The organism is Streptomyces sp. V3I8, assembly GCF_030817535.1.
In the GTDB taxonomy this organism is placed as follows: domain Bacteria; phylum Actinomycetota; class Actinomycetes; order Streptomycetales; family Streptomycetaceae; genus Streptomyces.
In genome coordinates this window covers 3,038,667-3,059,218 of record NZ_JAUSZL010000002.1, presented here as the reverse complement: position 1 = coordinate 3,059,218, position 20,552 = coordinate 3,038,667, and the positions used below count along the sequence as shown (strand labels likewise).

General features: G+C 71.4%; 20 protein-coding genes and 1 riboswitch. Of the genes, 13 read left to right on the top strand and 7 right to left on the bottom strand.

Translation table 11 applies throughout. From position 1 onward, the window contains the following. The 3 genes from QFZ75_RS13310 (at position 1) to rsrA (ending at position 2,038) form a co-directional block, all read left to right on the top strand. Entirely contained in the window at positions 1-765 is a 765-nt protein-coding gene (locus QFZ75_RS13310; RefSeq protein WP_307536753.1) for an alpha/beta family hydrolase, read from the top strand. A gap of 278 nt (positions 766-1,043) precedes the next feature. Further along, a complete protein-coding gene (gene sigR / locus QFZ75_RS13305) occupies positions 1,044-1,724 on the top strand; it encodes an RNA polymerase sigma factor SigR (RefSeq protein WP_307544442.1) in 681 nt (226 codons plus the stop codon). Continuing rightward, complete coding sequence (rsrA, locus tag QFZ75_RS13300) at positions 1,721-2,038, top strand: mycothiol system anti-sigma-R factor (protein ID WP_307536751.1); 318 nt, start codon at positions 1,721-1,723, stop codon at positions 2,036-2,038. The genes sigR and rsrA overlap by 4 nt, the downstream gene beginning before the upstream one ends. Positions 2,039-2,208: 170 nt before the next feature. Here rsrA and QFZ75_RS13295 read toward each other — a convergent pair whose 3' ends face one another. Next, the gene (locus QFZ75_RS13295; RefSeq protein WP_307536749.1) at positions 2,209-2,574 is read right to left on the bottom strand and encodes a hypothetical protein; all 366 of its coding nucleotides are present in this window, start codon (positions 2,572-2,574) and stop codon (positions 2,209-2,211) included. A 162-nt stretch (positions 2,575-2,736) separates the two neighbouring features. Here QFZ75_RS13295 and QFZ75_RS13290 point away from each other — a divergent pair, with 162 nt between their 5' ends. The 9 genes from QFZ75_RS13290 to QFZ75_RS13250 all read left to right on the top strand — a co-directional run bounded on the left by QFZ75_RS13290 (position 2,737) and on the right by QFZ75_RS13250 (position 12,794). Then, positions 2,737-3,102, top strand: a complete 366-nt coding sequence (locus tag QFZ75_RS13290) for a hypothetical protein (RefSeq protein WP_307536746.1) — start codon at positions 2,737-2,739, stop codon at positions 3,100-3,102. Beyond that, a complete protein-coding gene (locus QFZ75_RS13285) occupies positions 3,099-4,109 on the top strand; it encodes a hypothetical protein (RefSeq protein WP_307536744.1) in 1,011 nt (336 codons plus the stop codon). Before QFZ75_RS13290 ends, QFZ75_RS13285 begins: the two co-directional genes overlap by 4 nt. A gap of 594 nt (positions 4,110-4,703) precedes the next feature. Beyond that, positions 4,704-5,093, top strand: a complete 390-nt coding sequence (locus QFZ75_RS13280; RefSeq protein WP_307536743.1) for a roadblock/LC7 domain-containing protein — start codon at positions 4,704-4,706, stop codon at positions 5,091-5,093. A gap of 167 nt (positions 5,094-5,260) precedes the next feature. Then, positions 5,261-6,685 carry an HD-GYP domain-containing protein gene (locus QFZ75_RS13275; RefSeq protein ID WP_307536742.1) on the top strand — a complete coding sequence of 475 codons (1,425 nt, stop codon included), beginning with the start codon at positions 5,261-5,263 and terminating at the stop codon, positions 6,683-6,685. A gap of 145 nt (positions 6,686-6,830) precedes the next feature. Then, positions 6,831-8,090, top strand: coding sequence for an HD-GYP domain-containing protein (locus QFZ75_RS13270; RefSeq protein WP_373465860.1), 1,260 nt, complete (start codon positions 6,831-6,833; stop codon positions 8,088-8,090). Positions 8,091-8,206: 116 nt separating this feature from the next. After that, on the top strand, positions 8,207-9,214 hold the full coding sequence (locus QFZ75_RS13265) for a hypothetical protein (protein ID WP_307536738.1): 1,008 nt from the start codon (positions 8,207-8,209) through the stop codon (positions 9,212-9,214). Positions 9,215-9,362: 148 nt separating this feature from the next. After that, entirely contained in the window at positions 9,363-10,013 is a 651-nt protein-coding gene (gene def, locus QFZ75_RS13260; protein WP_307536736.1) for a peptide deformylase, read from the top strand. Between the two features lie 328 nt (positions 10,014-10,341). Next, positions 10,342-11,427: an epi-isozizaene synthase gene (cyc1, locus tag QFZ75_RS13255; RefSeq protein WP_307536732.1), complete on the top strand. Its 1,086-nt coding sequence runs from the start codon at positions 10,342-10,344 to the stop codon at positions 11,425-11,427. Continuing rightward, positions 11,424-12,794: a cytochrome P450 gene (locus QFZ75_RS13250; RefSeq protein WP_307536730.1), complete on the top strand. Its 1,371-nt coding sequence runs from the start codon at positions 11,424-11,426 to the stop codon at positions 12,792-12,794. The genes cyc1 and QFZ75_RS13250 overlap by 4 nt, the downstream gene beginning before the upstream one ends. A 35-nt stretch (positions 12,795-12,829) precedes the next feature. Here the strand turns inward: QFZ75_RS13250 and QFZ75_RS13245 are convergent, their stop codons facing one another. Further along, entirely contained in the window at positions 12,830-13,795 is a 966-nt protein-coding gene (locus QFZ75_RS13245) for a helix-turn-helix domain-containing protein (RefSeq protein WP_307536728.1), read from the bottom strand. A 93-nt stretch (positions 13,796-13,888) separates the two neighbouring features. Here QFZ75_RS13245 and QFZ75_RS13240 point away from each other — a divergent pair, with 93 nt between their 5' ends. Further along, a complete protein-coding gene (locus QFZ75_RS13240) occupies positions 13,889-14,152 on the top strand; it encodes a hypothetical protein (RefSeq protein WP_307536726.1) in 264 nt (87 codons plus the stop codon). Here QFZ75_RS13240 and QFZ75_RS13235 read toward each other — a convergent pair. The 5 genes from QFZ75_RS13235 to QFZ75_RS13215 form a co-directional block, all read right to left on the bottom strand. Beyond that, a complete protein-coding gene (locus QFZ75_RS13235) occupies positions 14,065-15,111 on the bottom strand; it encodes a ribonucleotide-diphosphate reductase subunit beta (RefSeq protein ID WP_307536723.1) in 1,047 nt (348 codons plus the stop codon). The genes QFZ75_RS13240 and QFZ75_RS13235 overlap by 88 nt on opposite strands. Next, complete coding sequence (locus QFZ75_RS13230) at positions 15,111-17,552, bottom strand: ribonucleoside-diphosphate reductase subunit alpha (RefSeq protein WP_307536722.1); 2,442 nt, start codon at positions 17,550-17,552, stop codon at positions 15,111-15,113. Before QFZ75_RS13230 ends, QFZ75_RS13235 begins: the two co-directional genes overlap by 1 nt. A 138-nt stretch (positions 17,553-17,690) precedes the next feature. After that, a riboswitch (cobalamin riboswitch) is annotated at positions 17,691-17,845 on the bottom strand. A 58-nt stretch (positions 17,846-17,903) separates the two neighbouring features. Further along, positions 17,904-18,425 (bottom strand): GNAT family N-acetyltransferase, encoded by a 522-nt coding sequence (locus QFZ75_RS13225; RefSeq protein WP_307536721.1) that lies wholly within the window; start codon positions 18,423-18,425, stop codon positions 17,904-17,906. Between the two features lie 96 nt (positions 18,426-18,521). Further along, the gene (gene mctP / locus QFZ75_RS13220) at positions 18,522-20,150 is read right to left on the bottom strand and encodes a monocarboxylate uptake permease MctP (RefSeq protein ID WP_307536718.1); all 1,629 of its coding nucleotides are present in this window, start codon (positions 20,148-20,150) and stop codon (positions 18,522-18,524) included. Beyond that, positions 20,147-20,440: a DUF3311 domain-containing protein gene (locus QFZ75_RS13215; RefSeq protein ID WP_307536715.1), complete on the bottom strand. Its 294-nt coding sequence runs from the start codon at positions 20,438-20,440 to the stop codon at positions 20,147-20,149. Before QFZ75_RS13215 ends, mctP begins: the two co-directional genes overlap by 4 nt. Positions 20,441-20,552 lie beyond the last annotated feature (112 nt).

Here is a 20,552-nt window from a genome sequence, read left to right as displayed (position 1 = left end):
ATGACGCACGACGTGACGCACATGACGCATGTGACGAAGACCACCGGGACGGCAGGGACAGCCGGGACGGCTGAGGCGGCTGAGGCGGCTGAGGCGGCCGAGGGGACCAAGACGGCCGAGACGATCGAGACGGACGCGGGCACCGCTCGGATCACCTGGCACCGCGCGGCGCGGAAGGCACGCCTGGTCCTCGCCGTCGGCCACGGCGCCGGCGGCGGGATCGAGGCACGCGACCTGCGGGCCCTCGCCGCCGAACTGCCCGCGCACGGGGTGACCGTGGCCCTCGTCGAGCAGCCCTGGCGGGTGGCGGGCAAGAAGCTGGCGCCCGCGCCGAGGACACTGGACGTGGGGTGGCGGGGTCTGTGGCCGGCGCTCGCCGCGCCCGGGCTCCCCGTCGTCGCCGGCGGCCGCAGCGCCGGAGCCCGGGTCGCCTGCCGCACGGCGGCCGGGCTGGGCGCCCACGCCGTCCTCGCGCTCAGCTTCCCGCTGCACCCGCCGGGCAGGCCGGAGAGGTCGCGGGCCGCCGAACTGCTGGGGGCCGGGGTGCCCACACTGGTCGTCCAGGGCGGCAACGACCCGTTCGGACGGCCCGACGAGTTCCCCGAGGAGTTCCGGCAAGAGAGCGCGCAGGGCCCGTACGAACTCGTCGAGGTGCCGTACGGCGATCACGGGTTCGCCGTACCGAAGCGGGCGCCGGTCGGCCGGGAACAGACCTTGACGGTCCTCACCGACGGCGTCCTGAAGTGGGTCTCGTCACTCGGCTGAGGCCGGGAATGTTGCGCCCCGGACCGCTGTTGAGCGGATCAGACAGCACGGAACACGTGGTGTGGGATGTCGCACGAGAGGAAGTCCGCCGCATGGGTTCGACCATCTGCCCGAGCCGTGGCAGCAGCGCTGACCTGGAGTGGTCGGTGCTGCACGCGGCGAAGACCGTCCCTGTCCGGGCGGCGGGCGGACCGGATCGGCAAGCCGCCGTGACCGCCGGTCGTCTATTCTCCGATTCAGGTGGGACCGGTTTCGGCCCTGCCCAGACTCTGGAGGAGGTGGGTCCGGTCACAGGGACCGACGCAGGGACCGAAAACGGCCAGGCGGAGCAGCCCGAGGGCACGGGCAGCAGCGAGTCGACCGCCGAGCGCAGCGCGCGCTTCGAGCGGGACGCGCTGGAGTTCCTCGACCAGATGTACTCGGCCGCGCTGCGCATGACGCGGAACCCGGCCGACGCCGAGGACCTGGTGCAGGAGACGTACGCGAAGGCGTACGCGTCCTTCCACCAGTTCCGTGAGGGCACCAACCTCAAGGCGTGGCTGTACAGGATCCTCACGAACACCTTCATCAACTCGTACCGCAAGAAGCAGCGCGAGCCCCAGCGGTCCGCCGCCGAGGAGATCGAGGACTGGCAGCTGGCACGCGCCGAGTCGCACATGTCGACCGGTCTGCGCTCCGCCGAGTCGCAGGCGCTCGACCACCTGCCCGACTCGGACGTCAAGTCGGCCCTCCAGGCGATCCCCGAGGAATTCCGGATCGCGGTCTATCTCGCGGACGTGGAGGGCTTTGCGTACAAGGAGATCGCGGACATCATGGGGACACCCATCGGTACGGTGATGTCCCGGCTGCACAGGGGCCGCCGTCAGCTGCGCGGCATGCTCGAGGACTACGCCAAGGACCGCGGCCTCGTCCCGGCGGGCGCCGGAGAGTCGGACGGAACGAAAGGCTCGGGCTCATGAGCTGCGGAGAGCCGCACGAGACGGACTGCAGTGAAGTACTCGATCATCTCTACGAGTTCCTCGACCACGAGATGCCCGATGCCGACTGCACCAAGTTCGAGGTGCACTTCGAGGAGTGCTCCCCGTGCCTCGAGAAGTACGGCCTGGAGCAGGCCGTGAAGAAGCTCGTCAAGCGGTGCTGCGGCCAGGACGACGTGCCGGCCGACCTGCGGGCGAAGGTCATGGGGCGCATCGATCTGATCCGCTCGGGGCAGGCCGTGCCCGAGCACGAGGTCACCTCCGCGGACGCCCGCGGCGCCGCCGCCGAGAGCTGACGGCTCCCGCCGCGTCCTCCGAGGCACGCGCCTTCTGGGGCACGGCGCCTCCTGGGGTGCCTCAGGTGCCTGGGATGCGGCACTTTCGGAGATTTTCAGAGATACGGCACGCCGAGGCCGGACCGGTTCACCCGGTCCGGCCTCCGGCGCGTCGGCGGGTCCCGGCGACGTCAGATCTCGAGCGTGCTCTCGATCCTCTTCAGGCTGTGCCGGGCCAGCGCCAGGTTGCTGCGGCCCCGGTCGAGCGCGAGGTACAGGAAGAGCGTTCCGCTGCTGGCGGCGAGCGGGCGTATCAGGTGGTACTGCTTGCCCAGCGTGATCAGGATGTCCTCGATGGTGTCGTCCATGGCCAGCGAGGACAGCGTGCGCATCTTCGCGCGCATCACCTCGGTGTTGCCGGCCGACGCGAGTTCCAGGTCCAGCGTCGCTGCGCCGCCGAGCGTGCCGAGCGCCATGCCGCTCTCGTAGTCGACGAGGGAGACGCCGATGGCGCCCTCCACGGACATGGCTTCCTTGAGCGCGGTCTCGATGTTCATGCTGCCCCAATTCCTTGGTGACGCCGCCCGGTCGTTGGCCGTACAACTACGATCGAACACGTGCGGTCAGTGCGTCACAAAATACAAAATATGCTGCCTGTTGCGTAAGTTGAATCTCAAAGTAGTGTGCGAGGTGTCAAAACGTGAAGGGGGAACGGGGAAATGACGACGGCCGTTGATGCCTCCCTGGCCCGGCTCCTGGACTCCCCCGGGATCACCGGCGTCGCCCTGGTCGACGCGGTCACCGGGCTCACCTACGGGGTGGCCGGTGACGCCGACGAGGCCGGGGACGGCGCCGAGTGCGCCGAACTCGCGGCCCTCATCGCCGAGCGGCTGGGGCGGGCGGGCGCCGAGGGGGAGCTGGAGAGCGTGATCATGACCAGCACGCGGCGCCATCAGGTGCTGCTGTCCGTCGGGCGGCCGGCGGGCGATCCGCTGCTGCTGGCCGCTGGCATGGACCGGGAGCGGGCCAATCTCGCGCTCGCCACGCGCAGTCTGCGCGACCGGATCGCCGAGGTGCTCGCGTGACGACGGCCGAGGCGCGCGGAGCCGCGCGCGGCGAGGCGAGTGACGCTGCGCGCGGTGAGGCGCGTGACGCTGCGCGTGGCGATGCGCGCGATGAGGCGCGCAATCTGCCCGCGCTCCTGCAGAGCCTGTACGACGAGGGGTTCAGCGGCACGGTACGGGTGTCCGGATCCCCAGGCGGAACGATTCATCTGCGAAACGGTCTGATCGGCGCGGTCGAGACACCGGGTGCGCCGACCGCCACCTCGGTGCTGCTCACACCGGGCCGCATCGACGACGGGACCTGGCTGGCCGCCTGCGCGGCGGAGCCCGACACGGACCGGCTGGGCGGGTACCTCGTCGCCGCCGGTCTGGTCGGCGCCGCCGAACTGGAGATCGTGTGCACCGGAGCCGTGTTCGACGGGGCCTTCGCCATGGCGATGGGGCCGCCCGGCGGCTGGACGCTCGGCGACCCGGAACCCACGCTGCTGGCCGGGTCCGGTGTGGAGCCGCGGCGTCTCACCGAGGAGACCACACGGCGCATCGCACGGCTGGCCGGACCGTGGAAGGCGCCGGGTGAACTCGCCCGGGTGCGGCCCGTGCCGGTTCCGGACGCGGGACTGCGCCGGGGACTCACGGACCGGCACCGGTCCGTGCTCAGCACGGTCAACGGGCGGCGGACCGCCCGGGACGTGGCCTTCACGCTCGGCCGCGGACTGTACGCGGTCATGCTGGACCTGACCCGCCTGGAGGCCCAGGAACTCGTCCTGTGGGAGGCGGCCGGGGCATCCGGGGGACGGCCCAGCACGGCACCGCGGGTGCTGCCCGGGCAGGACGACGCGTCCGCGGCGCCGGCGGCCGTGGCGGCGCCGCCGGACGCGCCCGCCGCCCCGCTGCCGAGGCGTACGCCCGGCGGGGCGTCGTGGCCCGGCAACGCCCGGGCGCGGCAGAGTCCGCCGTCCGGGCAGGCGCCCGTGGCGGCCGGGGACGTTTTTCCTGCGCGGACTAACGGGGGGCACGGGGGCTTGTGAGTTCCAGCAGACGTCGAGCGGCCCAGCGCCTTCGGCGAAGCACACCGGCTCCGGGGGTCCGCGGCCCGGCCCGGCACCGGGCGCGGGACCAGGAGCCGGGCCGGGACCCTGGCCGAGCTCCGGGTCCGGGTGGGCACGGCGGCCCGGACCGGGGCACCGTCCCCGAGCCGGACACCGACCCGAGGCCGAGTACAGGCCCGAGGCCGAGTGCAGGTCCGAGCCCGCAGACCGGTCCGGGCCCGCAGACCGGCTCCGGCTCGCATCCCGGTCCGGACCCGCACACCGGTCCGGGCTCAGGTACCGGTCAGGCCCCGGGTACCGGTCAGGGCTCAGGTACCGGTCAGGCCCCGGGTACCGGTCAGGGCCCGGGCGCCGCGGACGGCACCGCCGTCCCTCCGCCCCTGCCCGTTCGGGGTGCGCCCTCGGGTGCGCCGCAGTTCTCCCTTCCCGTGCTGTCGGCCGAGGAGCTGGCCGCCGCTCGGCCCTCGACCGACATGTTGCGCCGCGTCCGTCGAGGGCTGAACGCTCTGCCGGAGTCCGACTGATGCCGCTCCGCCCGCACCACGACCCGTCACGCACGCAGCAAGGAGCGCCATGAGCGACACGACGCCGCCCAACCCCCTCACCGAGATCCTGACCTCCCTGCGCGACCGGGTGATGGGGGTCACCGAGAGCGTCCTGTCCACGGCGGACGGCCTCCTCGTCGTCGCCGACACGGACTCCTCGCACGCCGAGTCCGTCGCCGCGCTCGCCGCCGCGACCCTCGGTGTGGGCCGCCGGATGGCCGACCAGGCCGGCGTCGGCGCGCTGCGCGAGGTGGTGGCCAGATGCGGCTCGGGCCACGTCATCGTGCTGGCCGTCGGCGACCGCGCGCTGCTGACCGTCATGGGCGACGACGGCCTCGACCTCGCCGCGCTGCAACGGGAGTCACCCGCCACGGTGGAGCAGCTGAACCAGGTCCTCGCGGCCGACGTGGCCCGCTGAGACGTTCCTCCCGCCTGACACAGGTCCGTACGAGTGCGGCGCACGGCTCACTCGATCGGGCGAATCTCCTCCCGTCGGCCCGGTGAATTCGGTCCATGCCCGCCCCGGGCCGCGCCCCGCCGTCCTATCGTCGGCCGACGGGTCCGGGCCACCGGGAGGGGAGCGCCATGCGGTCGGTTCCGCCGTGGGCGCGGGTCTACGTCGTCTGCACCGCGCTCGCCGCGGTGTCCTGCGCCGTGCCGTCCCCCGGTACGCACGCCCCCCGGGCCGCGGTGGTGCTGCTCGCGGCGCTCTGCGCGGCCTGCGAACTGCTCACCGGCAGCCGTCTCACCGGCAGCCGTCCCGCGGGCGACCGGAAGCCCGACGGCGCCGGCGCACCCGCGGAGGGCGGGGCCTCCCTCGGCTGGCACACCCCGGTGATGCTCGCCGCCGCCTTCCTGCTCCCACCGCCCGCCGCGGCCCTCGTGCCGCTGCCCGGGGCGCTGCTGGCCCGGGCCGGACAGCGGCCGCGCCTGCTGCGCCGGGTGTGGCGGGCCGCGCAGCTCGCGCTCTGCACCTGGACCGCCTCCCGGGTCCACTGGACACTCGGCGGCCGGGACGCGGTCGTCACCTCCGACTTCCCCTACGCCCTGGTGACCGCCGGGGCTGCCGTGGTGGCGTTCTGCCTGGTCCTGACCGTGCTCGACGGAGGCATCCTGGCGCTCGCCGAACGGGTGCCGCCGCGCGCCGCCTGGCGCGGGCTCTTCCTGCGTTCGCTCGCGCCCCTCGCCGTGCACGGGCTCGCCGGGCTGATGATGGCGGTGCTCTGGCGCAGCCCGTACGGGCCCGCCGCCGCGCTGCTGGTCCTGCTGCCGATGTACGTGTCGTGGTGGGTGTTCGCCCAGTACCACCGGGAGCGCGCCGCCCATCAGGCCACCATCCGGGCCCTCGTACAGGCCGTCGACATCAAGGACGGCTACACGCGCGGACACAGCGAACGGGTGGGCCGGGCGTCGATGATGATTGCCCGCGAGCTGGGCATGGACGACGAACGGGCCGAGGCACTCAGGTTCGCCGGCATCCTCCACGACGTGGGCAAGCTCGGCGTCCCCACCCGGCTGCTGCGCAAGGAGGGGCCGCTGACGCCCGAGGAACGCCGGGTCGTCGAGCTGCATCCCGAGTACGGGCACGAGATGGTCCGCGGGATCGGCTTCCTGGAGGAGGCCAGGTCGGCGATCCTGCACCACCACGAACGGCTCGACGGCAGCGGTTATCCGTACGGGCTGAAGGGCTGCCAGATTCCGGAGTTCGCCCGGGTGGTGGCGGTCGCGGACGCCTTCGACGCCATGACGTCCACCCGGTCGTACCGGCGGGCGCGGCCGGTCGCGGTGGCACTGGAGGAGCTGGAGCGCTGTGCCGGGGCGCAGTTCGACCCGCGGATGGTGGAGGCGTTCGTGCGGGCGCTCGTACGGCAGGGGTGGCATCCGGTGGTGACGGCCGACGAGACACCGCCGTGCGGCGGGCCCCGCCCGCCGGGCCCGCCGGCCCCGTACGGCCCCGTCGCCACCGGGCCGGAAGCCGGTCGTAGGACCGCCGGCAGGTCGAGGCCATGAGCACCCCCGTCCGTGCCCCTGCTCCTGCCTCCGTCCGTGCCCCCGTCCCAGTCACCGCCCGTGCTCCTGTCCTTGTCCCTGTCCCTGTCCCTGCGCTTGCCACCGCCGGTGTCATCGCCGCCGTCGCGGGTGCGGTCCGCCGGAGGTGCCCGTGAGCAGGTCCCGCGTCCCGCCCGCCCTCGCGCTCGCCCGGGGCGGCGCCGCGCTGTTCGCCGTCCTCGCCCTCACCGCCACCCTCTGGCACGGCATCGACGAGCGCGGGACCGCCCTCGCCTTCGGGGCGCTCATCACCGTGGGGGAGCTCGCCCGGTGGAGCGGCGCGGAGGAGCGGGAGCCGGCGCCGCTCGCCGCCGCCGGGGCCCTCGCCTACGCGCTCCTCGGGGAGAACGCCGGACACGCCGCCCATGACGGCGTCCCGCAGATCGTCGCCGTGGTCACGGCCGCCTCCCTGCTGGGCTGTGTGCCGCACGTGGCGAAGGGGCGCGGGCCCACCGCCGACCACCTCGCCCGGCGCGTCCTGACCGTCGGGTTCGCCGCCGTGTGCGCCCAGCCGCTCTACGACGGGGACACGGTGGGGGAGTGGGCCGGGGGCGGCCCCGGGTACGCGGCCCTCGTCGTCGCGCTGCTCGTCCTGACCGCGCTGTGGGACGCCGTGCTGGCCGCGGCCCTGGCGCACGCGCGGACCCGCTGGCCGTTCGGACCGCTGTTGCGGGACGAGCTGCGGGGCACCCTCGGCATCGGGCCGGCGGTCTGCGCGACCGGAGCCGTCATCGCGCTCGCGGTCGCCGTCGCCGGTCTGTGGGCGTTGCCCGTCCTCTCGCTGCCGCTGCTGCTCACCCAGCTGTCCTTCCGGCGGTACGCGGCCGTGCGGACCACCTACCGCCAGACGATCGCCTCCCTCGCCCGGGCCACCGAGATCGCGGGCTGCACCCCGGCGGGGCACGCCCGGCGCGTGGCGGCGCTCAGCCGGGCCGTCGGCCGTGAGCTGGGGCTCTCCGGGCCGGACCTGACCGTGCTGGAGTACGCGGCCCTGATGCACGACATCGGCCAGCTCTCCCTCCTCGACCCGGTGCCCGGCGGGGCCACGGCCGGCCTGGCTCCCGAGGACCAGCGGCGCATCGCCCTGCTCGGCGGTGCCGTGGTGCGCCGGACGGGGGTGGCCGCCGAGGTCGCCGTGACGGTGGAACGGCAGGCGGACCCGTACCGCGAGCAGCCGGTCGGCGCCAGGATCGTACGGGCCGTCAACGCATACGAGGAGAAGACCCGGGAAGCCGGTCCCGGCGGCCCCCTCGAAGCACTGGAGGAGCTGCGGCTGGGCACCGCGCGCGACTACCAGCCCGAGGTGGTCGAGTCGCTGGCCAGGGTACTGGCGAGAGACGGTCTTACCTCGCCCCTGGCTGGGTAACCCATGGGTAATGAGCGCCCGTCCGACCGTCCGTGGTTGGATGCGAGGAAGAGGACACAGGGGGCACAGTCCAGCCCGAGGCTGCACGCTCTTCAACGAACTGGCAGGCGGGAATCGTGAGGATCTTCGGCAAGGGACGGCACCGGCCCTCCGCCTCATGGCGGCAGGCCACCGACCGTGCGTTCACACTGATCGGCGACGGCCGGTACGAGGACGCGGGGGCGCTGCTGACGCGCGCGGCGGACCTGGAGCCCTGGCTGTCCGAGTCCTGGTTCAACCTCGCGCTGCTGCACAAGTTCCGGCACGACTGGGAGCAGGCGCGGGCGGCCGGTCTGCGGGCCGTGGCACTGCTCGACCGGGAGACCGGGGCCCCCGATTGGTGGAACGTCGGCATCGCGGCGACCGCGCTGCAGGACTGGCCGCTGGCCCGGCGGGCCTGGCAGGCGTACGGGCTGAAGGTGCCCGGGGGTCCCTCCCGGCCCAAGGCCGGCGCGGGGGCCGCAGCCTCCGGGGAGCCGTTGGGCATGGATCTCGGCAGCGCGGCCGTGCGGCTGTCGCCCGAGGGCGAGGCCGAGGTGGTGTGGGGGCGGCGGCTCGACCCCGCCCGTATCGAGGTCCTCTCCATCCCCCTGCCGTCCTCCGGGCGGCGCTGGGGCGAGGTCGTGCTGCACGACGGGGTGCCGCACGGGGAGCGGACGACGGCGGCGGGGCACGCCTATCCCGTCTTCGACGAGATCGAGCTGTGGGCGCCGTCGCCGGTGCCGACCTGGGTCGTGCTGCTCGAGGCGGAGACCGAGGAGGACCGGGACGCGCTGGAGCGGCTCGCGGCCGACGCCGGGTTCGCCGCCGAGGACTGGTCGTCGTCCGTACGGCTGTTGTGCCGGATGTGTTCCGAGTCGCGGATGCCGTCCGACGAGGGCGACGGGGAGCATCCCGATCCGCACGACCACAGCGAGCCGGGGCATCCCGGGCCGCTCGGGCACGTGACGGACGGGCAGTTGTGGGTGCCCGAGAGGGAGTGCGGCCTGGCGGCCCCGGCCTCCCTGGTACGGGGGCTGCTGGACGGATGGGTCGCCGACAGCCCCGACACGCGGGACTGGCGGGACCTCGAAGAGGTCTGCTAGCGGGCCGGGGCGGGGTCGCGCGGGTCGTTCGCCGGGTGCGGGCACGTCCTGGCTGGTCGCGCAGTTCCCCGCGCCCCGGGGGGCGCCCGCCCCGTACCCTGTACGGGCACAGTGCAACCCCCGTTCCCCAGGAAGGCATACGTCGGTCATGGCGCAGCAGGACACCGATCAGCAGCACGTGGGCGTGCTCCCCGTGGACGACGAGGGTTTCGTCGTCGACACCGAGGACCCGGCGGAGCGCGAGGCGGCCCACCGCGAGCGCGGGACCTCCCGGCCCATCACGGTCGTCGGGAACCCGGTGCTGCACAAGGAGTGCAGGGACGTCACGGAGTTCGGTGACGACCTCGCCCGGCTGGTCGACGACATGTTCGCCAGCCAGCACACCGCCGAGGGCGTGGGGCTGGCCGCCAACCAGGTCGGCGTCGACCTCAAGGTCTTCGTCTACGACTGCCCGGACGACGACGGCAAGCGGCACGTGGGCGCCATCTGCAACCCCGTGCTCGTGGAGCTGCCCGCCGAGCGGCGCCAGCTGGACGAGAGCAACGAGGGCTGCCTCTCGGTGCCGACCGCGTACGCGCCGCTGGCCCGCCCCGACTACGCCGAGGTCACCGGGCAGGACGTGAAGGGCAACCCCGTCAGGGTGCGCGGCACGGGCTACTTCGCGCGCTGCCTCCAGCACGAGACGGACCACCTGTACGGGTACCTCTACATCGACCGGCTCTCCAAGCGCGAGCGCAAGGACGCGCTGCGGCAGATGGCCGAGAACGAACCGCGGTACCCCGTCGTCGCGAACGACTGAGGACCGTCCTGAACGGCTGGGAACGGCCGGGACGGAGAACGACAGACGGGGCGATCGCGTCCCGCTCCCACGGCGCCTGGTCGGAACCCCCTCCGACCGGGCGCCGTTCGTCTGCGCGTCCTGCATTGGATCCTTTGTGCGTCTGCAGTGATCCATATTCAGTCACACATAGGGAGATTCTCGGCACCGTGGGGTAGTGAGAGAAGCAAATCCGTTCCCAGAACGGTCAGTTGTGATGCTGAATGGGAAGTGCGGGGATACGCAACGGCGCACGCCCGGCACAGCGGGAGGGGCGTGTCGTCAACAGGCGGCTGAGAGGGGTTTGTTCGTGCCTGCTTTCGCACAGCGCACCACAACGACGTACACCTCGGCCCTCGTTCCACCGGCGCTCTCTCTGCCGGCGATCGAGGCCGGGTTTCCCCGTCAACTCCATCCGTATTGGCCGAAGCTCCAGGGGAACACCAGGGCCTGGCTCCTGGAAATGCGCCTCATGCCGGCGTCCGCGATTGAGGCATATGCCGACGGGCTTTGCTACACCGACCTCATGGCGGGCTACTACATAGGCGCGCCCGACGAGGTCCTCCAGGCGATAGCGGACTACAGCGCGTGGTTCTTCGCCTGGGACGACCGTCACGACCGCGACGTCGTCCACGGCCGGCCGGCGGCCTGGCGGCGGCTCAGGGTCCAGCTGCACGCGACCCTGGACTCCCCGAAGGAGCACCTGTACCACCAGGACCCCCTGGTGGCCGGGCTCGCGGACAGCATGGTGCGGCTGTACTCGTTCCTGGGCGAAGGATGGAACGCCCGGTTCGCCGAGCACTCGCACGCGGTCATAGACGCGTACGACCAGGAATTCCGCAATCGTACGTCGGGCGTCGTGCCGACCGTCGAGGAATATCTCGAACTGCGCCGGCTGACCTTCGCGCACTGGATATGGCTCGACCTGCTCGAGCCGAGCGCGGAGTACGAACTGCCCGCCGTGGTGCGGGAGAACGCGGCATATCGGCGGGCCGGTCTGCTGTGCCAGGATTTCGCCGCCTGGTACAACGACCTGTGTTCGCTGCCCAAGGAAATGGCGGGCGGTGAACTCCATAATCTCGGCATCAGTCTCATTCGCCACGAGGGAATGCGGCTGGAGGAATCGGTCAAGGAGGTCAGGCGTCGGGTCGAGGAATGCATCACCGGATTTTTGCGCGCCGAGAAGCAGGTGCTGAAATTCGCGGAAAAAATCGACGACGGGTCCGCGCGGGGTGCCGCACTGGCGGCCGCCGTGCGGGCGTGCCTCTCCAACATGCGGAACTGGTTCAGCTCCGTGTACTGGTTCCACCACGAGTCGGGGCGGTACATGGTGGACAGCTGGGACGACCGCTCCACACCCCCGTACGTCAACAACGAAGCGGCAGGTGAGAAATGACCGTCGAGTCCGTAGGGTCCGCTGCACACCGAGCGGCAGAACTGTCCGACCCGCCCCTCGCCGGGGGCGGCGTCCCCGGCCTCGGGCACGGCCTGAAACTGGTCCGCGACCCGCTGGGCTTCCTGACCCGGCTGCGCGACGAGGGCGACGTCGTCCGGCTGAAACTGGGCCCCAAGACGGTGTACGCCGTCACCACGCCGGCCCTCACCGGCGAGCTGGCGCTGAGCCCCGACTTCAAGATCGACGGCCCGCTGTGGGAGTCCCTGGAAGGCCTGCTCGGCAAGGAGGGGGTGGCGACCGCCAACGGACCGCGCCACCGGCGCCAGCGGCGGACGATCCAGCCCGCCTTCCGGCTGGACGCCATCCCCGGCTACGGGCCGGTCATGGAGGAGGAGGCGCACGCCCTCGCGGAGCGCTGGACGCCCGGCGCGACGATCGACTGCACCGCCGAGTCGTTCCGGGTCGCGGTCCGCATCGCCGCCCGCTGCCTGTTGCGCGGCGACTTCATGGACGAGCGGGCCGAGCGCCTGAGTACGGCGCTCGCCACCGTCTTCCGGGGTATGTACCGCCGTATGGTGATCCCGGCGGGACCGCTCTATCGGCTTCCGCTTCCGGCCCATCGCAAATTCGACCGGGCGCTGGCCGATTTACACCTCCTGGTCGACGAGATCGTGGCCGAACGGCGCGCATCCGGTCAAAAGCCGAACGATTTGCTGACGGCATTGCTGGAAGCGAAGGACGAGAATGGCGCGCCCATCGGGGAACAGGAGATCCACGACCAGGTGGTCGCGATACTCACCCCGGGAAGCGAAACCGTCGCCTCCACGATCATGTGGCTCCTGCAGGTGCTCGCCGAACACCCGGAACACGCGGACCGGGTGCGCGAAGAGGTCGAATCGGTGACGGACGGCCGTCCTGTCGCATTCGGCGATGTGCGGAAGCTGACCCACACGAACAATGTCGTCGTCGAAGCCATGCGGCTGCGTCCCGCCGTATGGATATTGACGCGCCGGGCCGTGACCGAAACCGCACTCGGCGGGTATCGCATTCCGGCCGGGGCCGACATCGTCTACAGCCCGTACGCGATCCAGCGTGACGCGCGCTCGTACGACGGGCATCTGGAGTTCGACCCCGACCGCTGGCTCCCGGAACGGGTCGGGGACGTGCCGAAGCACGCGATGAGTCCGTTCAGCGTGGGCAACCGGAAGTGTCCCAGCGACCACTTCTCGATGGCCCAGCTCAGCCTCGTCACGGCCGCGGTCGCCTCACGCTGGCGCCTGGAGCAGGTGCCGGAGTCGAACGACGCGACCCGGGTGGGCATCACGCTGCGTCCGCACCGGCTGCTGCTGAGGGCCGTGCCGAGGTGAGCGCGGCCGTGTCCCGGTGAGCGTACGGCGCGTGTTCAGGCGGCCTGCGAGCCCCTGAACGTGCGCCGGTACGCCTGCGGAGTCGTCCCCAGCGCACGGACGAACTGGTGGCGCAGCGCAGCCGCGGTCCCGAACCCCGTGCGGTCCGCGATGAGGTCCATCGTCTCGTCCGTGCCCTCGAGCAGCTCCTGCGCCAGCAGCACCCGCTGGCGCAGGAGCCAGCGGTACGGGGTGGTCCCCGTCTCCTGCTGGAAGCGCCGGGCGTAGGTGCGCGGGGACATGTGCGCACGGGCGGCTAGCTGTTCGACGGTCACCTCCTCGTCGAGGTGGCGCTCCATCCAGACGAGCGTCTCGCCGACCGTGTCGCACTGGGAGCGCGGCAGCGGCCGCTCGATGTACTGGGCCTGCCCGCCGTCGCGGTGCGGCGGCACGATCATGCGGCGCGCGATGCTGTTGGCGACCTCCGGGCCCTGCTCCTTGCGGACGATGTGCAGGCAGGCGTCGATGCCGGAGGCGGTGCCCGCGGAGGTGATCACCGGGTCCTCGTCCACGTACAGCACGTCCGGTTCCACCTTCGCGCGGGGATGGCGCAGGGCCAGCGTCTCGGCGTGCCGCCAGTGGACCGCGCAGCGCCGCCCGTCGAGCAGTCCGGCCGCGCCGAGCACGAAGACCCCGGAGCAGACGCTGAGCACCTTGGTGCCGCGGTCGGCGGCCCGGCGGAGGGCGTCGAGCAGTTCGGGCGGGTAGGCGCGCCCCATGTAGTGACTGCCGGCCGGTACGACGATCAGGTCGGCCTCCTCCAGCCGGTCGAGACCGTACGGGGTGGAGACCGTGAGCCCCGGGACGTGCGTCTTGAGGTTCGGGCCCTCGGCCGAGGCGACCGCGAAGTCGTACACCGGCAGTCCGTCGTCACTGCGGTCGAGGCCGAACACCTCGCAGACGACGCCGAGTTCGAAGGGATGCGCACCGTCGAGCAGGACGGCGGCCACGTTGGTCAGCATGCCGACAGTGTGCACCTGATCTGGCAGGAAATCGAGGGTGTGCGGCAGTCCTGCCACTCCCGGTAAGGAGCATCAGGCGCGACAGTGGTGTCCATGACCACAACACAGCTGGAAGGCCTGATCGGAATGCTCTTCGTCCTCGGAATCCTGGTCCTGCTCGTCCTCCCCGCCACCTTCGGCATCGTGCGCGACCGGCGCGTCGACCGTCAGCTCAGGGAGGCCGAACAGGGCCCCCGGCAGACCCCGCGGGCCTCACGGATCCCCCGGGATCAGAAGTCCTCGTCGAGGTCGACCGTCCCCTCCACCGCCACCTGGTACGCCGAGGGCCGGCGCTCGAAGAAGTTGGTCAGCTCCTGAACCCCCTGCAGCTCCATGAAGGAGAAGGGATTCTCGGAGCCGTACACCGGGGCGAAGCCGAGGCGCTGCAGGCGCTGGTCGGCGACGCACTCCAGGTACTGCCTCATCGAGTCGGTGTTCATGCCCGGGAGACCGTCACCGCACAGGTCGCGCGCGAACTGCAGCTCGGCCTCGACGGCCTCCCGGAGCATGTCGGTGACCTGCTCCCGCAGCCGGTCGTCGAAGAGCTCCGGCTCCTCCTTGCGGACCGTGTCCACCACCTCGAAGGCGAAGCTCATGTGCATCGTCTCGTCGCGGAACACCCAGTTGGTGCCCGTCGCCAGGCCGTGCAGCAGGCCCCGGCTGCGGAACCAGTAGACGTACGCGAAGGCCCCGTAGAAGAACAGCCCCTCGATGCACGCGGCGAAGCAGATGAGGTTGAGCAGGAAGCGGCGGCGGTCGGCCTTCGTCTCCAGCCGGTCCAGCTTCTCCACCGAGTCCATCCACCGGAAGCAGAACTCGGCCTTCTCGCGGATCGACGGAATGCTCTCGACGGCGTCGAAGGCCGCCGCCCGGTCCGCCGGATCGGGCAGATAGGTGTCGAGCAGCGTCAGGTAGAACTGGACGTGCACGGCCTCCTCGAAGAGCTGGCGGCTCAGGTAGAGCCGCGCCTCCGGGGAGTTGATGTGCTTGTAGAGCGTCAGCACCAGGTTGTTCGACACGATCGAGTCGCCCGTCGCGAAGAACGCGACCAGCCGGCCGATCATGTGCTGCTCGCCCGGTGACAGCTTCGCCAGGTCGGCGACGTCCGAGTGGAGGTCGACCTCCTCGACGGTCCAGGTGTTCTTGATCGCGTCCCGGTAGCGCTCGTAGAAGTCCGGGTAGCGCATGGGACGCAGGGTCAGCTCGAAGCCGGGGTCGAGAAGGTTCTTCTCGGTCTTCCCCGTGGTCTCTTCGGCCTTCTCGGGTGCGGTGGTCATTACTGGCAGGCCTCGCAGGACTCGGGGTTCTCAAGGGAGCAGGCGACCGCGTCGGGGTCGGCGGCCTGCTGGACGGGGACGGTCTTGGCCGCCGGCTGGGCCTGGGCCGCGCGGGCGATGCGGGTCGCCGGGCGCGAACGCAGGTAGTACGTCGTCTTCAGCCCCGACTTCCAGGCGTACGCGTACATCGAGGAGAGCTTGCCGATGGTCGGCGTCTCCAGGAACAGGTTCAGCGACTGGGCCTGGTCCAGGAACGGGGTGCGGGCGGCGGCCATGTCGATGAGGCCGCGCTGCGGGATCTCCCACGCCGTGCGGTACAGCTCGCGCACGTCCTCGGGGACCCAGGTGAAGCCCTGCACCGAGCCGTTGGCCTCGCGCAGCGCCTCCCGGGTCTGCGCGTCCCACACGCCGAGTGCCTTCAGCTCGGCCACCAGGTAGGAGTTGACCTGGAGGAACTCGCCGGACAGCGTCTCGCGCTTGAACAGGTTGGAGACCTGCGGCTCGATGCACTCGTACACGCCGGCGATGGACGCGATGGTGGCGGTCGGGGCGATGGCCAGCAGCAGCGAGTTGCGCATGCCGACGTCGGCGATCCGCTTCCGCAGGGCCGCCCAGCGCTCCGGCCAGTTCAGCTCGACGTCGTAGTGGTCCGGGTGCAGCACACCCTGGGCCGTACGGGTCTTCTCCCAGGCCGGCAGCGGGCCGCTGCGCTCGGCGAGGTCGGCGGACGCCTCGTACGCGGTGAGCATGATCCGCTCGGCGATCCGGGTGGAGAGGGCGCGCGCCCGCGGGGAGTCGAAGGGCAGCCGCAGCTTGAAGAAGACGTCCTGCAGGCCCATGGCGCCGAGGCCCACCGGGCGCCACCTGGAGTTGGAGCGGCCGGCCTGCTCGGTCGGGTAGAAGTTGATGTCGACGACCCGGTCGAGGAAGGTGACGGCGGTCCGGACGGTCTCGTCCAGCCGCTCCCAGTCGATGTCCCGCGCGTCCGCGTCGACGAAGGCGCCCAGGTTGACCGATCCGAGGTTGCAGACCGCGGTCTCCCCGTCGTCCGTGACCTCCAGGATCTCGGTGCACAGGTTCGAGGAGTGGACCGTGTGGCCGGGCAGCGCCGTCTGGTTGGCCGTGCGGTTGGCGGCGTCCTTGAAGGTCATCCAGCCGTTGCCGGTCTGCGCGAGGGTACGCATCATGCGGCCGTACAGCTCACGGGCCGGGATGGTCCTCCTGGCTAGCCCCCGCTCCTCCGCCCCGCGGTACGCGGCGTCGAACTCCGCGCCCCACAGGTCGACCAGCTCGGGCACGTCCGAGGGCGAGAACAGCGACCAGTCGCGGTCCTCGTTCACACGGCGCATGAACTCGTCCGGGATCCAGTGCGCGAGGTTCAGGTTGTGCGTACGGCGGGCGTCCTCACCGGTGTTGTCGCGCAGCTCCAGGAACTCCTCGATGTCGGAGTGCCAGGTCTCCAGGTAGACCGCGGCCGCGCCCTTGCGCCGGCCGCCCTGGTTCACCGCGGCGACCGAGGCGTCGAGGGTCTTCAGGAAGGGGACGATGCCGTTCGAGTGCCCGTTGGTGCCGCGGATCAGCGAACCGCGGGAGCGGATCCGGGAGAACGGCAGGCCGATGCCGCCCGCGTGCTTGGAGAGGCGGGCCACCTGGTGGTAGCGGTCGTAGAGGGAGTCCAGCTCGTCCAGCGGGGAGTCGAGCAGGTAGCAGGACGACATCTGGGGGTGGCGCGTACCGGAGTTGAAGAGGGTGGGGGAGGAGGGGAGGTAGTCGAGGCGGCTCATCAGCCGGTACAGGGAAGCCACTTCGTCCACCGAGCGGTCGCCCGCTTCCGGATCGGGCGCGGTGTCCTCGGCGAGCCCGCTCGCCACCCGCAGCATGAAGTACTGCGGTGTCTCGATGACGGACCGCGTGATCGGGTGCCGCAGCAGATACCGGCTGTGCAGGGTACGCAGGCCGAAGTAGCCGAAGCGGTCGTCGGCGCCCTCGGCGGAAGAGGTGTCCGTCAGCGCGTCGAGCCGGACCGCGTGGCGGCGTACGAACTCGGCCGTGCGGTCGGCGATCAGGCCCTCGCGGTGACCGACGGCGACCGACTCCGAGAAGGAGCGCACGCCCTGCGAGGCGGCCTCCGCGGCGATGGTGACGGTCAGCAGGCGGGCGGCCAGCTTCGAGTAGACCGGGTCCTCGGAGATGAGGCCCGCGGACGCCTCCGTGGCCAGCTCGCGCAGTTCGGGCTCGTCCGCGGCGGCGGACCGGCCGCGCAGCGCGGCGGCGGCGACCCGGCCGGGGTCGGCACCGGGGAGGTCGGCGGTGAAGTCGGTCAGGAGCCGCAGCAGTGCGGTTCCCGGCGCGTCGGCCTCGGCCCTGTCCTGCTGGTCCCGGGTCGCTGCGGCTGTCGCCGTCGCTGTGGCGGAGACCGGATCGGCTGGCGCGATGGTCACGTGGGGCACTCCCTCGCTCGGCACGGGGGCCTGCGGGGAGAGGGGTCGGGGGCACACGGGAGTACCCGCTTCGCGCAGCGGTACGCCGCGTCCACCGGCCCACTCCGCGAGGCCCGGACGTCGTGCGCCCGGGCCGGACGGCCTGGGCGCGCTGTCGGCAGGTCCTCGGACTGACTTTTGTACGACGGTATGCGGGCATACGCGTACAAGTACACCGTTGCGGGACAGTTCCGGATTCGCACCGGATTCCCCTGCGACGACAGCGAGCATGAGCATACATCTGGTGCCGTGTGCCGGAAGCACCCCCCACATGTTGTGTCGCGTCGGCTCCCGGCCGGGCGCCGGAGTATGTCAGAGCGTCAGCTCGTAGGTGAGGAGGAGGAGATCGTCCAGGTGCGGCACGGGGTTCCAGTCGCGGGCCGGAGTACGGGTGAAGCCGAGGCGTTCGTAGATGCGGTGCGCGCTGTGCATGGTGCGCTGGGTGGACAGCGCGATGCCCGTGCAGCCGGCCGTGGCCCGGGCGCGGTCGACGCAGCAGCGGACGAGCGAGGTGCCCACACCGTGGCCGCGGGCCTCCTTCGCGACGGCCAGCATGCGTATCTCGGCCTCGCCGTCGCGTGCGATGTCGGCCATGGGGCCGCCGGCCGGTACGAAGGTCACGGTGCCCAGGAGACGGCCGTCGCCGGCGCCGGTCGCCTCGACGGCGACCAGGACGTCGGCCGAGGCGGCGCGCTTCGCCGTGTCGCGCAGCTCGCCGAGGTAGTCGTCGTCCTCGCCGAAGTCGAGGAGGCCGTCGCCGAGGTACGCCTGCGCGGTGAGCTCGCCGAGGGCCGTGTACTGGGCGGGGAGGGCCCGTCTGATCACGATGTCCATGCGGATCATTTTCGCCCCGCCCCGCCGCCACTCCGCCACCCCCGCCGCCTCCGGGGTCGGGGGCGGGGGCGGGAAGGGGCGGCGGGGGCGAGAACGCTAGTGGCTCGAACCGGCGGTCGCCGGGGGCAGCTCCACCTGGACACCCTTGTCGCCCGCGTCCGCCGTGTAGTCCTCGGCGGAGGTCTCGTCGACACCCTCGGGAGCCTTGAGCGCCCGCAGGACGAACGTCATGACCACCGTCACGATCACGTTCAGCACGATCGCCGTCAGCCCGATGTACCCGATCTCCCCGATCCCGGGGATCTCCTTCGAGGAGCCGCCGAAGTGCTTCTGGGTCGGCGAGGCCACCCCGTAGGCGGCGACCGTGCCGTACAGCATCCCCACCGCCCAGCCCGCGAGCAGCGCCCACCGGTGGAACCAGCGGGTGAACAGGCCGCCGACCAGCGCCGGGAAGGTCTGCAGGATCCAGATCCCGCCGAGCAGCTGGAAGTTGATGGCGACCGTCTTGTCCATGGTCAGGACGAAGACCAGCGCTCCCACCTTCACGAGGAGCGAGACCAGCTTGGAGACCTTGGTCTCCTGGGCGGGCGTCGCGTCGGGCTTGATGAAGTCCTTGTAGATGTTGCGGGTGAACAGGTTCGCCGCCGCGATCGACATGATGGCCGCCGGTACGAGTGCGCCGATCCCGATCGCCGCGAAGGCCACGCCCGCGAACCAGTCGGGGAACATGGTCTCGAACAGCTGCGGGATGGCCAGCTGCCCGTTGTCGACCTTGATGCCGGCCGCGATCGCCATGAAGCCGAGCAGCGCGAGCAGGCCCAGCATCAGCGAGTACAGCGGCAGGATCGTGGTGTTGCGCCGGATCACCTCGCGGCTGCGCGAGGACAGCGTCGCGGTGATCGAGTGCGGGTACATGAACAGGGCCAGCGCGGAGCCGAGCGCGAGGGTCGCGTACGTCCACTGGCCCGCCTCGCCGGGTACCACGGCCCCGCGCGGCGCACCGGTCGCCGGGTTGGTCCGGCCGTAGGCCTCGCCCGCCTTGGCGAAGATCTCGTCGAAGCCGCCCAGTTTGATCGGGATGTAGATGATCGCGACCGCGATGACGATGTAGATCAGCGTGTCCTTGACGAACGCGATCAGCGCGGGCGCGCGCAGTCCGGACGAGTACGTGTACGCGGCCAGCACGCCGAAGGCGATGAGCAGCGGCAGGTCCTTGACGAACCAGTTGGTGTCCTCACCGCCGCCGACGCCCATCACGTCGAGGACGGCCTGGATGCCGACCAGCTGCAGCGCGATGTACGGCATCGTCGCGAGGATGCCGGTGACGGCGACCGCCAGCGAGAGCCCCTTCGAGCCGAAGCGCCCGCGCACGAAGTCCGACGTCGTCACGTACCCGTGCTTGTGCGACACCGACCAGAGCCGGGGCAGGAAGGTGAAGATCAGCGGGTAGACCAGGATCGTGTACGGGACGGCGAAGAAGCCGGCCGCGCCCGCCGCGTAGATCGCCGCCGGGACCGCCACGAACGTGTAAGCCGTGTAGAGGTCGCCGCCGAGCAGGAACCAGGTCACCCAGGTGCCGAACGACCGGCCGCCCAGGCCCCATTCGTCGAGGGTCTGCTCGCCGTCGGAACGGCGCCAGCGCGAGGCCAGGAAGCCCATGACCGTGACGGCCAGGAAGAAGAAGATGAAGACGGCGAGTGCGACGCCGTTCACGCCGTCCTTCATGCGGACGCGCCCCCGTTCTGCGACGTGCGGGCGGACCTGCGGGCGCGCTGGTCACGGTTCCACAGCGTGTACGCGGTCATCGTGAGCGCGGTCGAGACGAGCACCCACAGCATCTGGTACCAGTAGAAGAAGGGGATGCCGATGAAGGTCGGGTCGACCTTCGCGTACGACCCCACCCACAGCATCGCCACGAACGGGGCGATCAGGCAGAGCGCGATCACCACGCGGACCGGCGTTACGACCGGCGGTTTCTCCTCAGGCGCTCCTGGCGCATCCGGTGTTTCCGACATACGGCGGCTCCGTCCCCTCACTGATCACCTGTGCAACGCGCAGGAAATCTAAGGGACGGTTCCGCTTTATGGAACCCCCGTCCGTATAACGGATGTGCCGTGCCGTGTGGCG